The sequence below is a fragment of the Staphylococcus sp. GDY8P72P genome (genome assembly GCF_016890655.1).
Taxonomy (GTDB): domain Bacteria; phylum Bacillota; class Bacilli; order Staphylococcales; family Staphylococcaceae; genus Staphylococcus; species Staphylococcus arlettae.
Window position 1 is genome coordinate 24317 of sequence record NZ_JAFEQJ010000005.1, and the last position, 15828, is coordinate 40144.

Below are 15828 nucleotides of genomic sequence, written 5' to 3' on the forward strand. Positions count from 1 at the left end.
AGTTAACTCTCACTTACATAAAGTGTGGTTGACTCTTTTTTTGGCACATCTTCTCGTCCACTAAGCACTGTCACTTTTGATATAATAAAATTACTATCAAGCTTAGTAACGGAGGTTAATATATGACTATTTATTCCAATCTTGTAACACACTATCCAGAACTCCAATCTTTAAAAGATTATAGACCTATATTGTGGCTAAATCCGAACTACGGAATGACGACACCACAGCAATTTTCACTTAGTGATATAGAAGCGGCACAACAACGATTACGCCGTTTCAGCTCATATATTCAAACAGTATTTCCAGAAACAAGCGAAGCTGATGGTTTAATTGAATCCCCATTAATGGAAATTCCTAATATGCAAAGCGCGCTTGAACATCACTTTCACACTGCTATTCCGGGTTCATTATTTTTAAAATGTGATCACGCATTACCTATTTCAGGTTCAATTAAAGCGCGCGGTGGAATTTACGAAGTATTAAAATTTGCGGAAACAATTGCTCAACAAAAAGGTGGCCTGTCGTTAGAAGATGATTATAGTATTTTATCTTCCCCCTATTATCAACAGTTATTCTCACAATACACCATAGCAGTAGGATCTACAGGTAACTTAGGCCTTAGTATTGGCATTATGAGTGCAAAATTAGGCTTCAATGTCAATGTGCACATGTCTAATGAAGCGCGTGAATGGAAAAAAGCGCGTTTACGTTCTCTGGGAGTTAATGTTATTGAACATACATCAGACTATCAGGTAGCTGTTGCAAACGGACGCAAAGCTGCTGCTGATGATCCTACATGCCATTTCGTTGATGATGAAGGTTCTACAGATTTATTTTTGGGATATAGTGTAGCTGCACTACGTTTAAAGACTCAACTAGATGCACAAAATATTAAGGTAGATGCAACACATCCATTGTTCGTTTATCTTCCTTGTGGTGTAGGTGGTGGTCCTGGAGGTGTTGCTTATGGCCTCAAAACTGTTTTTGGTGAGCATGTTCATTGTTTATTTGCAGAACCAACTCACGCACCTTGTATGACATTAGGTATGATAACAAAACTTCATGATCAAATTGTCGTTACCGATATAGGCATCGATGGTAAAACGTCGGCTGATGGTTTAGCAGTCTCGCGTCCTTCTAAACTCGTTGGTGAAGTCATGATGCCAATATTATTAGGATGTGCTACCGTTACAGATGACATGATGTACAAATATTTATACTTATTAAATAAAAATGAACACATTCAAGTCGAACCTTCTGCAACTGCTGGTTTTGCAGGTATAATTCCAACTTTACAACAATCACAACAATTTAACTTTGAAAATGCTACACATATAGTTTGGTCTACGGGTGGTAATATGGTCCCTACAACTGATATGTCTGAGTATATTCAACATGGTGCTAACTTAATGTCACATTAAATATAAGTTTTAACTTATCAAAAACTGTATGAACAATTTGTTTAAAGTTCAAATGTGATGGAGATATTTACTGTTACTTACAGAATTTCTTCATCACTTTTTTAATTCAATAAATATTCAGAATATTTATTGAATTAAAAACATAGATATGTTAAAGTTTAACTTATCATTTAATCCTTTACTTCGGTAGAGAACAAAAGTAAATCGCAAAGGATGGTATTATGACAAATGCAACAACTTTAATCAGAAATAAAGAAAAAGAACTCGCATTTCTAAAACATTTTGAACAAGCAGATTATCAACTTGTGGACTTCAGTTTTATAGAATCATTAACGTGGCCTACATTAACACAAGATGATTTACAACAAATGACTGAACGAAGTTTTTGGCAACATAACCATCAGATTTTTGCGTTACGTAACGACTTTACAGATCAATTATTACGTTATTATAGCAATTATCCATCACCTAATAATAAAGTGGCATATTCTGGTCCTATTATTCGCGATAATATTGTTAATACACAATTAGGTATTGAACATTACAACCCTACTATTAATGATATGCAAAATGATTTTATAACCTTTTATGATTTTATTAAATCAACTTTACAAGATGATATTGAATTCGTCATTCTAGGTCACTATCAGTTAATAGATTTACTCTTAGCAGACAAAGAACAAAACGCTCAAATTTTGAAGTTAATACAAGAACGCAACATTTCTGAATTATCTCAGCAGTTAGGTACAGCACATCCAATCGTTCAATTATTAATGACAAAAACTACAGACCAACTTAAACTATTAACACAACTTTACACAGTAGATCATAGTACGATTCAAGCATTAACACGTTGGGAACAATTTTTTAAATCATTAGGTGTTACTGATATTCACCTAGATATCACACCTCAACCACCTCGTTCATATTATAAGGGCGCATTTATGACATGCACATTGCAACATAACAAAGCGCAACAATTGACCGGTGGTTATTATACAGGCGAATTAGAAGGTTTTGGATTAGGGTTTATTCTTTAAATTAAAGGAGAGAATATTATGCTTACCGTTGCACTCGCAAAAGGAAGATTATTAAAAAGTTTTATAAGTTATTTAGCAAATAAAAATGAACAAGCTATCGTGAATGCTTTAGAAAACCGTGAACGCCAATTATTAATTACGGTCAACGACATTCAATTTGTGTTAGTTAAAGGTAGCGATGTCCCTATTTATGTAGAACAAGGCGTTGCTGATGTAGGAATTGTAGGTAGCGATATTTTAGAAGAAGGCAATTACACTATTAATAATTTATTAGATTTACCATTTGGTGAATGTCACTTTTCATTAGCTGCTAAACCCGAAACAACTGAGTTTACTAAAGTCGCAACTTCTTATATGCAAACTGCACGTCAATATTTTGAAGCTCAAGGTATGGATGTAGAATTAGTTAAACTGTCTGGATCGATAGAACTTGCCTGTCTTGTTGATATGGTAGACGGTATTGTAGATATTGTGCAAACTGGTACTACATTAAAATCAAATGGACTTGTTGAAAAAGAGACTATTAAACCTATCAATGCCAAACTTATTACTAATAAACAAGCCTACTTTAAAAAATCAACAGAAATCGAAGGCTTAATCAAACGATTGGAGGTATCAGTCATTGATCTTAAATAAAGAAACATTTTTTAATACTTTATCAGAAACCGCTTCTTTGAATGAAGATTTATATTCGATAGTTAAAGACATTTGTGACAATGTCAAAAAACATGGCGACCGTGCTTTACTGCAATATAATAAACAATTTGATCATGTCGATAATCCAGAGCTCAAAATATCTAATGCAGAGATTGAGGCTGCCTATGCACGCATAGATGAGGATTTAAAGCGTGCTTTACAACAAAGTCATCAGCGCATCGAAGCATTCCAACAATCTATTAAATGGGAAGAACGTAAAGGCCAAGATGAATGTTATGAATTGTATCATCCTTTAGAGAGTGTTGGTATTTATGTACCGGGAGGCAAAGCAAGTTATCCATCTACTGTTTTAATGACAGCAACTTTAGCCAAAGTCGCTGGAGTCAAAAACATTGTAGTTGTTACACCTCCACAACAAGAAGGTATCCCTGATGTTGTTCTTGCTGCTTGTTATATTACTGGTGTAACTTCAGTATATCAAGCAGGAGGTGCGCAAAGTATCGCTGCTTTAACTTATGGTACAGCAACTATACCTCAAGTTGATAAAATTGTTGGTCCCGGAAATCAATTCGTAGCGTATGCTAAAAAATACTTATTCGGTAATGTTGGTATCGATCAAATTGCTGGTCCAAGTGAAATTGCCCTTATCATCGATGACACAGCAGATTTAGATGCAGTCACTTACGATGTCTTTGCACAAGCGGAACATGATGAATTAGCACGTACATTTGTTATTAGTGAAGATATTTCATTGTTGAAAAGACTAGAAGATAAAATCCAAGCGACACTTACTCAAATTGAACGCCAAGATATTGTTAAAGCAAGCTTAACGCAAAACCATTATTTAGTTGTGGCAAACGATTTTACTGAGGCATGCGATATCATGAATACAATTGCACCTGAACACGCTTCTATTCAAACACAAAATCCAGAAGAGTACTTACACCATGTTCGCTCTGTTGGCGCATTATTCTTAGGCCACTATTCACCTGAAGTGATTGGTGATTATGTGGCTGGACCGAGTCATGTCTTGCCAACAAATCAAAATGCTCGTTTCACTAATGGATTATCGGTCAATGATTTTTTAACACGCCATTCCGTAATCAACCTATCGCAAAAGACATTTAATGATATACAACAAAGTGCAAAAACAATTGCACATACGGAACAGCTTTATAATCATGAACAATCTATTACTATTCGTACATCAAAGGAGTATGACAATGATTAGAATAAACAAAAATGAAAGTCCACTACGGCCGTTATCTGAAAGTCAACTGGCGACTATTATTAATGATTCTGCTTTTAACTTTTATCCTGATGCAGAATATGAACAATTCAAACGAGCTTATGCCGATTTTTATCACTTCCAAGCTGAACAAATTATCGCTGGTAATGGGTCAGATGAATTGATTCAAAAACTTATGCTAATTATGCCTGACGGGCCAGTGTTAACACTTAATCCAGACTTTTTTATGTACCAGGCATATGCTGCCCAAGTCAAACGCCCTATTCATTTTGTTGAAGCACAAGCTAATCTAACATTCGACTTAGACACAATCTTACAACGAATAGAAGAAGTACGACCTGCATTTTTTATTATGAGCAATCCGCACAACCCAACAGGTAAACAATACGATTCGGTATTTTTACAAGCTATTGCTGATAAAATGTATGCTATAGGTGGCTACTTTGTGATTGATGAAGCGTATCTGGATTTTGGCACTGCCTATAGCTTTGAGAAAGTAGATCATGTATTACAAATGCGTACACTATCAAAAGCATTTGGTTTGGCTGGCTTGCGCTTAGGCGTATTGATTAGTACAGCTTCAACGATTGCTAAAATCAAACAAATCGAACATCCATATCCATTAAATACAGTTACACTAAAAATAGCATTATATATGTTTGAACGCCCTGAGCAAACAAAACAGTTTATTAATCATCAACGCTATTTGGCACAACGGTTACGTGATATGTTAAATCAAGAAGTTTCACATTTGATGACTATTTTCTCATCTGCGACAAACTTTGTGTTAACACAAGGAGAAGCAGCTGAATCATTAGGACAATATATTTACCAACACGGTTTTTTACCACGTTTCTACGACGAAACTATAATGCAAGACTATGTACGCTATTCCATTGCTACAGATGAGCAATTAAATACTTTAGCGCAACTTATCAAAGACTGGAGGCAAGACTATGAACTATCAAAAAACGCGTAATACAGCTGAAACAAAATTAGAAATCACATTATCAGATGATAATGCACCTAGTAATATCAAAACAGGTGTTGGTTTTCTAGATCATATGCTGACTTTATTTTCATTTCACAGCAAACTTACGCTGAATATAGAAGCAAATGGTGATATTGAAGTAGATGATCACCATGTTACTGAAGACATCGGTATTGTACTCGGTCAATTGCTATTAGAAATGGTCAAAGACAAAACTACATTCCAACGTTATGCTGCGAGCTACGTGCCAATGGACGAAACACTTGCACGTACCGTAATTGATATTAGTGGTCGCCCTTATTTATCTTTTAATGCAACTTTAAGCAAGGAAAAAGTAGGCACTTTTGACACTGAGCTTGTAGAAGAGTTCTTTCGAGCATTTGTCATAAATGCTCGATTAACGACGCATATTGATTTAATTAGAGGTGGGAACACTCACCATGAAATTGAAGCAATTTTCAAATCATTTGCACGTGCATTAAAATCAGCACTGACAGCGAATGATTACCAAGGCATCCCGTCATCCAAGGGCGTGATTGAATGATCGCAATTATTGACTATGGCTTAGGCAATATCAAAAATATCCAACGTGGAGTTGAACATTTGGGTTACAATTCAATACTTACTGATCAACCTTCTGAAATTAGTCAAGCCGATGCGATTATTTTACCAGGCGTAGGTCATTTTCGAGATGCCATGCAAGCTATAGCATCTCGAAATTTAATAACTACATTACAACAAATTACTAATATTCCAGTTATTGGTATTTGCTTAGGTATGCAATTAATGTATGAGCATAGCGCTGAAGGTGATGTTGATGGTTTGAAATTAATTCCCGGTATAGTGACACCAATTAAGACCACCTACCCTGTACCACATTTGGGCTGGAATAACTTAAGTAGCTCTATACCTACATTAAATAAAGATGTTTATTTTGTGCACTCTTATCAAGCGGAGATGTCACCCTATGTAGTTGCATATGCTGATTACGGCACCCTAATACCTGCAATTGTTCAATATAAAAATTTTACCGGTATACAATTCCATCCTGAAAAAAGTGGTATGTATGGCCTTTCAATTTTAAACCAAGCACTTCAAGGAGGATTTTCAAATGATCAAACTTTGGCCAGCAATTGATTTAATCAATGCAACAAGCGTCAGACTAACAGAAGGTAAATATGATTCTGAGGAAAAAATGGCCAAAAGTGCCGAAGAAAGTATTAAGTTTTATAGTCAATTTGACTGTGTAGACCGTATTCATATTGTTGATTTAATTGGTGCTAAAGCACAATCAGCAATTGAACATGACTATATTCATACTTTAAGACAATTAACTGAAAAACCTATGGAAGTAGGCGGTGGCATCCGTACTGTAGATACAATTAACACATATTTTAATGATGGTATTGATTTTTGTATTGTGGGGACAAAGGCTATTCAAGATGTTGAATGGCTAATTGAAATAACACATACTTTCCCAGATCGTATTTGCCTTTCCATCGATGCTTATAAACAAGCTATTAAGATTAATGGTTGGGAACAAGATGCACAACTGGACCTTTTTGAATTTTTGGAACAAATCAATGACTTGCCATTAGCAGGTATTATCTATACTGACATTTCCAAAGATGGACGAATGGCAGGACCAAATTTTGAAATAACAGGAAAGCTTGCCAGTCAAACTAACATACCTGTTATTGCATCGGGAGGCATTAGAAATCAAGATGACTTAACACAATTAGAACAGTTAGGCGTCGATGCTGCCATTGTAGGAAAAGCCGCACACAAACCAGAATTTTGGGAGGGCTTAAAATGATAAAAAAAAGAATCATTCCTTGTTTAGATGTTAAAGATGGACGTGTTGTAAAAGGTATTCAATTTAAAGGCTTACGCGATATTGGTAACCCTGTAGATTATGCACTCTATTATAATGATCAAGGTGCTGATGAATTAGTCTTTTTAGATATTTCACGAACAGAAGCAGGACATGATTTAGTATTAGATGTCATCCAAGAGACAGCCGCCAAACTTTTCATACCATTAACTGTTGGTGGTGGCATATCAACATTAGATGACATTTCTCAATTACTTAATCATGGTGCTGACAAAGTATCTCTAAATTCTAGTGCTTTAAAAAACCCACAATTTATCAAAGAAGCGAGTAATAAATTTGGTAGCCAATGTATTTGTATAGCGATTGATAGTAACTATGACTCTGAACTCGAAGACTATTATTGCTACACACATGGTGGTAAACAGCGCACTAACAAACGTGTATATGATTGGGTGCAAGAAGTTGAAGCTTTAGGTGCAGGAGAGTTATTGATTACAAGTATGACACATGACGGTATGAAACAAGGCTTTGATGTCACACATTTACATGAAATTGAACAACGCGTTAACATTCCAATTATCGCCTCAGGTGGTGGCGGCAAACCGAGTCATTTTGTTGATTTATTTAAACAAACAGATGTCTCTGCAGGGTTAGCTGCGAGTATATTACATGATAAAGAAACTACCGTAGATGAGATTAAAACATGTATGTCAGAAGGAGGTATTCCAGTACGATGACCCAACAACCAGATTTTAGTAAAGGGTTACTCCCAGTAATTTTACAAGATAGCACTACTAAGCAAGTATTAATGTTAGGTTATATGGATAAAGCTGCTTATGATAAAACCATCGCTGATCAAATTGTCTGTTTCTATTCACGTTCTAAAGAACGTTTATGGGTTAAAGGCGAAACATCTGGCCATACTCAAGAGGTTGTTTCAATGCATTTAGATTGTGATCAAGATACTTTATTAATTGAAGTCAAACCTAATGGACCAACTTGTCATACAGGCAGCCAAAGTTGTTTCAATACTACAGTACCATTTTATGTACAAAACCTAGCAGAAACAATTGTCGACAGTTTAAACTCTACTAAAAACAATTCATATACTAAATATTTATTAGCAGAAGGACTAGAAAAAATCACGAAAAAGTTTGGTGAAGAAGCATTTGAAGTAGTTATTGGTAGTATGAAACAAGATAAAAATGAAGTAACCAACGAAACTGCTGACTTACTTTATCATTTATTTGTCTTGTTGCAAGCTTTAGATATCGACTTTGCATCTGTGGAACAAGTACTTGCAGAACGCCATAAAAAGTCCAACAACTTTAAAGGAGAGCGTTCTGATATAGACAATTGGTAAGTTCAAGGGAGTGGGACAGAAATCTGATTTTGGAAAAATGATTTCGTCGTCCCACCCCGGCAAGGATGACTAGCTTTGAAACAAGCTTGGTTCGAAGCGCATTTTCAAAGCTAGTCAGCTACTGCCTATATGAAAAGAGACTAGAACAAAGCAATGATGTTCTAGCCTCCATAACGTAAACAAATCCTTTGAATTAATTTGCGAAGGGTTTGTTTATTTTCTACTTATATAGTTTTGTCAAAATAATAGTGCTTTTTCGTATATTTACTTAGTAGGAGATAATGTCGACCTATCAAATCATCTGGTACATATAACCTATATCCTGTTGGCAGTATTTATGCCGACTCCTGTGGGTAAAGCACTAGCCGAAGACTACAGGCTGAGGCAGTGCCCACGGAAAGCGTGCATAAAAACTGCCAATATAGCAAACAGTCAGCTACTGCCCATATGAAAAGAGGTTGGGACGAATCAGTATTCTCCCAGCCTCTTTTTTTCTTATGCCATCTAATTAAACCGGACGTACTGTCACTTCATTGACATTAACATGTGCTGGTTGTAATAAAGCATAGACTGCTGCTTCCGCAATGTCGTTAGCTTCTAATTTTTTACGTCCGCCCCAGTCTGTATCACTGCTTAACGGTGTGTCTACCATGCCTGGTGAGATACTCGTAACTCTTACACCAGTTTTCGCTAATTCTTTTTCTAACCCTTGTGTAATAGTATGCACTGCTGCTTTTGTCGCACTATATAATGTACTTTGTTTTGTAACTTCAAAGCCAGAAATAGATGCAATATTTATAATGTGACCAGAAGATTGTGCTAAAAATTCTGGTATTACGGCATTAATACCATACAATGTCCCTTTAATATTAACATCTATCATTGTATCCCATGCGTCCACATTGCCCTCAGTTACACTTGAGGATAACATTTGTCCCGCACTATTAACTAAAACATCAATTTGACCAAAAGTTTGTTTTGTAAATTCAATAAGCCCGTTGACAGACGCATTTGATGTAACATCAGTTACATGTGTTTCTACATTTACATCATATTGCGTTGTAATTTCTGTTTCTACGTTTTTAAGACGTGTTTCGTTTCTTCCTGCTAATACGAGATTGATCTTATGGCTAGCAAATGATTTAGCTATTGCTGCTCCAATACCACTACTTGCACCCGTAACGACTGCCACTTTATTCGCTAATTCTGTCATAAAATTCTTACCTCCATCTGTTTTACTTTTTACTACGTTCACTTTATCATATTCTATAAAGAGACTTTACTGTTATGCTTTAGTGAGCCAATTACTACCGATAAATACATGCAAAAGTTTATTTGGTAGTATAAACTAGAATGTAATCATAATATTTTAGGGGGATTAATGATGACTTTCGATACACGACTAGACGCATTACGTCAACAAAAGGATCGTACAAGTTTTAGCTTTAAGTTTGCAGAGCTCTTTTCAGCAGAAGAATGGATTGACTTAGACTTAAATCATCGTAAATACCTTGAACGAGAATTTCGTCGCTACATTAATAACCATGATCATTTACGTATCCCATATGTTAGCGAAGACAACATACGTATGCGCATGTACAATTTAGAGTATGACTATAACGAGGTTAAAACCAATTTCAAAGCATATATTTAGCAATATAAAAAGCCAAGCTATCCTTTTCACTTATGAGGATACTTGGCTTTTCATTTAATTATGAAGCTGACAATAGTACTTTGCCATAGTTATACAACTTTTCAGCGTCCACATAGCAAATATAATCAATGCTCCGATAACCGTCTTTCAAATCACTTATCATGCCTTGGTTAACACCGGTATGTTTATATATGTCATAGCTACTTTCATTTGAAAAGATTACACTTTCAATAACTGCTCTCATAATTTATCACTCCAACTTATAATTTACTTTTTGAGTTTGTCTTTACACTTTTTATCTTACACAGTTCTGTATTAAATTAAAAGAATTTGTGATTAACTTCACAAAATAGTCATTTTTATTATTCCTAATGGACAATTTTTATATAGTAAAAATGACGCAGTATGAACCATCAAAAAAGTTTTCACACTACGTCATCTTTATTTTGTTACTTATACAACAACTCTATTTTATGACTATCATTACACGCGGAAAGTATTAATTTTTATAACCAAAATCTGGAATATTTTCCCAACGTTTTTTGAAATAATATGCTACCGATTTCGGACGACGTTCACGAGTGAAGATACCTTTCTTATTACCTTGTACACGGATTAAGCCAGCACTAGTTTCAAAATCAGCAAAATTCCATGTTTGCTCACCAATAAAGTTTGGATATTGGTCCACTACTTCGTGATTAGCTTCATAATAACGGACTTGATACTCTTCAGTAAACAACTCATCTGTAACAGTATGCAGTCCCGCTAAAGTATCTGCACCATATTCTGTGAACATAATAGGCTTATTAGGTTGAGCTTCTCCCCATGCGTCCAGTTCTTGTTGTAAAGCTATTTTGGCAGCTTCAAGGTCACCTGTTTGTGTGTACCAACCATAATATCTATTGAGACATAAGACATCTACTAAATCTTGAACTTGGCAGACGTCTGGTTGTGATGTCAGTATTGTAACTATAGTTACAGGACGATTTTGCGGATCTTGTTCACGTGCCAAGTTAATAAGTGGTTCGAAATATTCTTTTGCACCTTTTTCATTTGATGCTGGTTCGTTAGCAATTGACCACATTACAACACAAGCATGGTTTTTATCACGTGCAATTAATTCCTCAATCACCGCTTCATGGGCTTCTTTAGTAGCTATTTCTTTAAATGTATCTCTATTCGTGCCACCATTTAATACCATATCAAAGTTCAGATGAACACCTACTGCTGTTGTCTCATCAATAACAACAATGCCTTGTTCATCAGCTAAACGCATCATTTCTTCAGAATATGGATAATGCGAAGTACGGAATGAATTACCACCAATCCATTTAATCAAATTAAAATCTAACACATTCGCTGGTTCATTTAACCCACGTCCACTATAATATGTGTCTTCATGTTTACCAAAGCCTTTAAAATAAAAGGGTTTGTCATTAATTAAAAATTGGCCATTAGCAACTTTAACTGAACGAATTCCAAAAGGTTCTCTATAAGTATCTACGACTGTTCCATTATTAATAATTGAAACATCGAGCTGGTACAAGTATGCATTTAATGGTTGCCATAATGTAGGATTATCAATGTTAATTGTTCCTTTAGCATCAGTACTTTCACCTACAACCTGCTGTTGTTCGTCTAATACTTGCACATGCACCTCTGCTTGTTTATTTACCGACACATCATAATTGACTTTTGCGTGTGTTTCTAATACTTCAGGCACAATTGCAATGTCTTGAATATAAGTTTGAGGTGTTGTATAAATTTTTACAGGTCTATGTAAACCTGCATAGTTAAAGAAATCAAAGTTAGGATCATTCTTTTTAATGGTCGTATTATTTGGACCTTCTTGCTCATAATACTTGCCTACTGGTAATGTAGTTTCGTCTAATATATTATTTACGCATACAGTTAATCGATGTTCACCAATAGCATCTTGTGTATCTAGTTCCACTTCGAATGGTAAAAATCCTCCAGTATGTGTAGTAACTATGTTGCCATCAATATACACTGTTGCTTTATGTGTTGCCGAGCCAAAACGTAAGACACAACGTTGACCTTCTAAAACTTTAGGAATAGTAAATTGACGTTCATACCACACATTTCCTACGTGATTACGTATTTCCGTTGTTACACCTTGATCATTGTATGAACCGGGTACAGCCATTACTTTATCTGTATTTAATGGTTGAGAGACATCAATATTGTCATGATCATGTTCTAGTTTAAAACTCCAAACACCATTTAAATCTAACGTCGTTCTTGTTTCATTTGTAATTGGATATAGCATAATAATATGCCCCTTTCGATTGATTATAGTTCTTCACGTAATGCTAATTCTTTTACAATTTGATTATGTCGCTTATCTGTTAATGGATAGAAAATTAAAAATATGAATAATCCTAGAATCGTTATGATTAAAGGAAAACCGAAGAAAACAAATTTCATGCCAACTATTGTACTTGCTGTTTGTTCCACATTTGATTTAAAACCTACCATAGCAAGTGCTAAACCAGGTAAGAAACCAGCTAAAGCTTGAGATAACTTTCTAGTAAAGCTATAACTAGAATAAATAATACCTTCAGAACGCAATCCATTTTGCCATTGTCCGTATTCCACAACATCTGCAATAAATGCCCATGATACAGTTGTTGGAATAACTAAAAACATGGAACCTAATGTATTTACAATTAAAAATGGAATTACTTCTCCACCGAATAATGTAAAATTCAATAACTCACAAATTGAAAAACCAGCCGTTCCTATTATAGCTGTCATTTTTTTACCGACACGCTTACTTATATACGTTGTGAGAATTACAGCCGGTATAACGACAATTACATTTAATGTACTTACAACGCCCACTAATCCTTCTTGACCCAGTACATAGTCAAAATAGAATAATTGAACATTTAGTTTTAAAAATTGAGCAGTTATTGTCAATAACGTATAAATTACTAAAACAATAAATGGTACATTTTTAAATAATGATAAAAAAGCTTTTTTACCTAAACCTTTAACATCAGGTCGTTCTACAACATGTCGCTCTTTTACTCCTTTATAACAAATCACATGGAATACCATTCCAAATATTGCTAACACTGCGACTGCAATAGGATAACCCACCGCTTCATTCGGGAATAAACTAACTATTGGTATAACTGACACACCTGCTAAAAACAAAGCACCTTGAGAGCCCATATTTCTAAAAACTGAGAGTTGCGTTCGATCATCGGCATTTAAAGTCATTGATGCTGATAATGAACCATATGGAATATTAACTACTGAATAAGCAGCATTAAATGCCATATAAGCTGCAAATGCCCAAATGATTTTTCCTGTTTCACTAAAATTAGGTGTTAAAAAAGTGACAACAGTCATTATTGCTAACGGCAGTGAGCCATATATAATAAATGGTCTGAATTTCCCCTTTTTACTATAATTTTTTTGATTATCTATATAACTTCCTACACCAACGTCTACAAATGCATCAAAGATTTTTGATACTAAGAAGACTAAACCAGCGTAGACACTTGAAATTCCTAAGACATCAGTTAAAAATTTTAGTAAGTAAATCTGCCCCATATCAAACATCATGCCGTTACCTAAATCACCAAAACCGTATGATATTTTTTCTTTCATCTTCAGTTTAGGTTCTTGAATGGCTTTAAATGTTTTTAATTTCTTATTTGCCGGCTTTAATTTCGTTACAACCATAATTTCACCCCTTTGTAAAAACACGCATAATAGCTACCACCCTGAATGTAAGCGTTTTCTTATGTAGTTAAATTTTTTTCCTCCTTTGCATATATTCATTGCTTCTTTTATTCGCTTACTAATGCTTATTATATTTTTATATAGAAAACAGTCAACAATATATAACAACGTTGTTATATATTACTGAACTCTTAATTTTGTGTTTTAAATAGAGTGAAAGTTGTAATTTCGGGCTTTCTCTGACATTGGATACTTGTATTATTATACTTAGCAATAACATGTGTGACGTAGCTTTTTTAATAGTTAAGTTAGAGCTAAACTTCTTATATTTGCATGTAAAAATTATTATATTTACATTTTCATTATAAATTTTACATAAGTAGTTACTCTTATTTTAAACATTCATAAAAACATAGGTTTCATGCAAATTTTAGATTACTGATTACGATATTTTAAAGGAGTAACTTTGTAATATTCTTTAAATTTTTGAGTGAAATAACTCGTCTGTTGATAACCAACAGCTTGTGCGATTTGTGTTACAGTCATATCTGTCCTATTAAGTAACGATTTAGCTTTTTTTAATCGTAATTCCGTTATAAATTGAGCTAACGAGCAACCCATTTCTTTATTAAAAATTCGAGATAAATATGCTGGAGCTAAGTCAACGTATGAGGCAAGCTGCTTCAAAGTTAACTGCCGTGATAAGTTTATTTCAATATATTGTATAACTTTGTTAATTTTAGGACTGTAAGTCGTAGCTTTTACTTTAATGGCACTTTCTGTATACTCTATTACCATACGTCGGATTACTTCATATAGTAGTTCCCCATCTTCCGTTTGATCAATAAGTTTCGCATATTTCGTAGATATGTAATCTATAGTTAATAAATTAACACCTGCTTTTTCAACAGCTTTACGACAAAGTACATTAACAATAAATGCCTTATATTGTGCATTTTTTATATTATCTCTCACACGTTTTAAACCGGCGACACTCATATTCATCTTTTCTAAAATTAGCATTGCCTCTTTCATATTGCCGTTTTCCACTGCTATCAACAATGTATTTTCCAGATTATATCGTGCTTCCAAATTTTGAGTGATATATTGTGTTTGTACTTCATAAGTCGCTTGTTTATTAATATTTAAATGAAAATTAAAATTGATATCTTCAATTTCATACACATATTGTCTTTCTTTAATAAAACGGACGACTAGCCGACACATTTTTTGCGCTTTAATGTGATTACATACTGGAATTTGTAGCAAATATTCTTTTAATACATTTAATTTTGTAACCTTTACATTTAACTCTTCTAACATAGCTTTACATTTTTGTTCATTTGGACGTTGCTCTAAGTATGGTCCAACCAAATATATTGTATTTTTCTTATCATACTTAAAAAGTAATACGCTGACCCCAAAATAATTATGATAATTATAAATTTTATTACTTTTCATATGTTGAATAAAATAGCGAAATTTTTCCGTAAATTGTTTGCGTTGCGTATTGGTAAAAGGCGTTTTAATGTTATTAATTAAGCCTGTTATGTCATCAATCGTATAAGATTGTACTTCAATACCCAATAATTCAATCGCATGTGCTTTCAACATAGTTAAAGTGTCATAACTCATAATATCCCCACCCCTACTTATCCATTATATACAACCACATAGTAAGATTGTTAGAGAAAACATGTAAAGGAATTTAATAATTTTGGAAATTATAGCTAATTGGATAGAGTGAGCTCACTCACGAAAAATATAACTTAATAGGGTAATAACATAGTAAAGATTAAAAAATAAACGTTAATTTCTATCTGAAAAGATAGAGAATTTAACGTTTGCTTTATTTTTATGAAATTTTGTGAATTCAATACCATTGAGACTAAACCAACT

The 15828-nt window shown here is 34.2% G+C and carries 16 protein-coding genes; 11 read left to right on the forward strand and 5 right to left on the reverse strand.

The window, feature by feature from the left end:
* Nucleotides 1–122 precede the first annotated feature (122 nt).
* The 10 genes from JVU85_RS00525 (at nt 123) to hisIE (ending at nt 8558) form a co-directional block, all read left to right on the forward strand.
* Nucleotides 123–1424 carry a D-serine ammonia-lyase gene (locus tag JVU85_RS00525; RefSeq protein ID WP_142019399.1) on the forward strand — a complete coding sequence of 434 codons (1302 nt, stop codon included), beginning with the start codon at nt 123–125 and terminating at the stop codon, nt 1422–1424.
* A gap of 221 nt (nt 1425–1645) precedes the next feature.
* Nucleotides 1646–2464, forward strand: a complete 819-nt coding sequence (locus JVU85_RS00530) for an ATP phosphoribosyltransferase regulatory subunit (RefSeq protein WP_002510013.1) — start codon at nt 1646–1648, stop codon at nt 2462–2464.
* A gap of 18 nt (nt 2465–2482) precedes the next feature.
* On the forward strand, nt 2483–3100 hold the full coding sequence (gene hisG / locus JVU85_RS00535; protein ID WP_002510012.1) for an ATP phosphoribosyltransferase: 618 nt from the start codon (nt 2483–2485) through the stop codon (nt 3098–3100).
* Nucleotides 3090–4352 carry a histidinol dehydrogenase gene (hisD, locus tag JVU85_RS00540; protein ID WP_343283660.1) on the forward strand — a complete coding sequence of 421 codons (1263 nt, stop codon included), beginning with the start codon at nt 3090–3092 and terminating at the stop codon, nt 4350–4352. The genes hisG and hisD overlap by 11 nt, the downstream gene beginning before the upstream one ends.
* On the forward strand, nt 4345–5349 hold the full coding sequence (locus JVU85_RS00545) for a pyridoxal phosphate-dependent aminotransferase (protein ID WP_002510010.1): 1005 nt from the start codon (nt 4345–4347) through the stop codon (nt 5347–5349). The genes hisD and JVU85_RS00545 overlap by 8 nt, the downstream gene beginning before the upstream one ends.
* Nucleotides 5327–5905 carry an imidazoleglycerol-phosphate dehydratase HisB gene (gene hisB, locus JVU85_RS00550; RefSeq protein ID WP_002510009.1) on the forward strand — a complete coding sequence of 193 codons (579 nt, stop codon included), beginning with the start codon at nt 5327–5329 and terminating at the stop codon, nt 5903–5905. Before JVU85_RS00545 ends, hisB begins: the two co-directional genes overlap by 23 nt.
* Nucleotides 5902–6498 (forward strand): imidazole glycerol phosphate synthase subunit HisH, encoded by a 597-nt coding sequence (hisH, locus tag JVU85_RS00555; protein ID WP_204171430.1) that lies wholly within the window; start codon nt 5902–5904, stop codon nt 6496–6498. Before hisB ends, hisH begins: the two co-directional genes overlap by 4 nt.
* The gene (gene hisA, locus JVU85_RS00560) at nt 6473–7177 is read left to right on the forward strand and encodes a 1-(5-phosphoribosyl)-5-((5-phosphoribosylamino)methylideneamino)imidazole-4-carboxamide isomerase (protein WP_142019398.1); all 705 of its coding nucleotides are present in this window, start codon (nt 6473–6475) and stop codon (nt 7175–7177) included. The genes hisH and hisA overlap by 26 nt, the downstream gene beginning before the upstream one ends.
* Nucleotides 7174–7932 carry an imidazole glycerol phosphate synthase subunit HisF gene (gene hisF / locus JVU85_RS00565; RefSeq protein ID WP_002510006.1) on the forward strand — a complete coding sequence of 253 codons (759 nt, stop codon included), beginning with the start codon at nt 7174–7176 and terminating at the stop codon, nt 7930–7932. Before hisA ends, hisF begins: the two co-directional genes overlap by 4 nt.
* Nucleotides 7929–8558, forward strand: coding sequence for a bifunctional phosphoribosyl-AMP cyclohydrolase/phosphoribosyl-ATP diphosphatase HisIE (gene hisIE, locus JVU85_RS00570; RefSeq protein WP_103388736.1), 630 nt, complete (start codon nt 7929–7931; stop codon nt 8556–8558). Before hisF ends, hisIE begins: the two co-directional genes overlap by 4 nt.
* A gap of 508 nt (nt 8559–9066) precedes the next feature.
* Here hisIE and JVU85_RS00575 read toward each other — a convergent pair.
* Nucleotides 9067–9771 carry an SDR family oxidoreductase gene (locus JVU85_RS00575; protein ID WP_021459759.1) on the reverse strand — a complete coding sequence of 235 codons (705 nt, stop codon included), beginning with the start codon at nt 9769–9771 and terminating at the stop codon, nt 9067–9069.
* A gap of 171 nt (nt 9772–9942) precedes the next feature.
* Here JVU85_RS00575 and JVU85_RS00580 point away from each other — a divergent pair, with 171 nt between their 5' ends.
* On the forward strand, nt 9943–10212 hold the full coding sequence (locus JVU85_RS00580; RefSeq protein WP_002510003.1) for a DUF1413 domain-containing protein: 270 nt from the start codon (nt 9943–9945) through the stop codon (nt 10210–10212).
* A 58-nt stretch (nt 10213–10270) separates the two neighbouring features.
* Here the strand turns inward: JVU85_RS00580 and JVU85_RS00585 are convergent, their stop codons facing one another.
* From JVU85_RS00585 to JVU85_RS00600, 4 genes are all read right to left on the reverse strand, one after another.
* Nucleotides 10271–10456, reverse strand: coding sequence for a hypothetical protein (locus JVU85_RS00585; protein ID WP_002510002.1), 186 nt, complete (start codon nt 10454–10456; stop codon nt 10271–10273).
* A gap of 255 nt (nt 10457–10711) precedes the next feature.
* Nucleotides 10712–12502: a beta-glucuronidase gene (gene uidA, locus JVU85_RS00590; RefSeq protein ID WP_142019396.1), complete on the reverse strand. Its 1791-nt coding sequence runs from the start codon at nt 12500–12502 to the stop codon at nt 10712–10714.
* 23 nt (nt 12503–12525) lie between these two features.
* On the reverse strand, nt 12526–13929 hold the full coding sequence (locus JVU85_RS00595) for an MFS transporter (RefSeq protein WP_103388734.1): 1404 nt from the start codon (nt 13927–13929) through the stop codon (nt 12526–12528).
* 435 nt (nt 13930–14364) lie between these two features.
* Nucleotides 14365–15564, reverse strand: a complete 1200-nt coding sequence (locus tag JVU85_RS00600) for an AraC family transcriptional regulator (protein ID WP_142019394.1) — start codon at nt 15562–15564, stop codon at nt 14365–14367.
* Nucleotides 15565–15828: the final 264 nt, after the last annotated feature.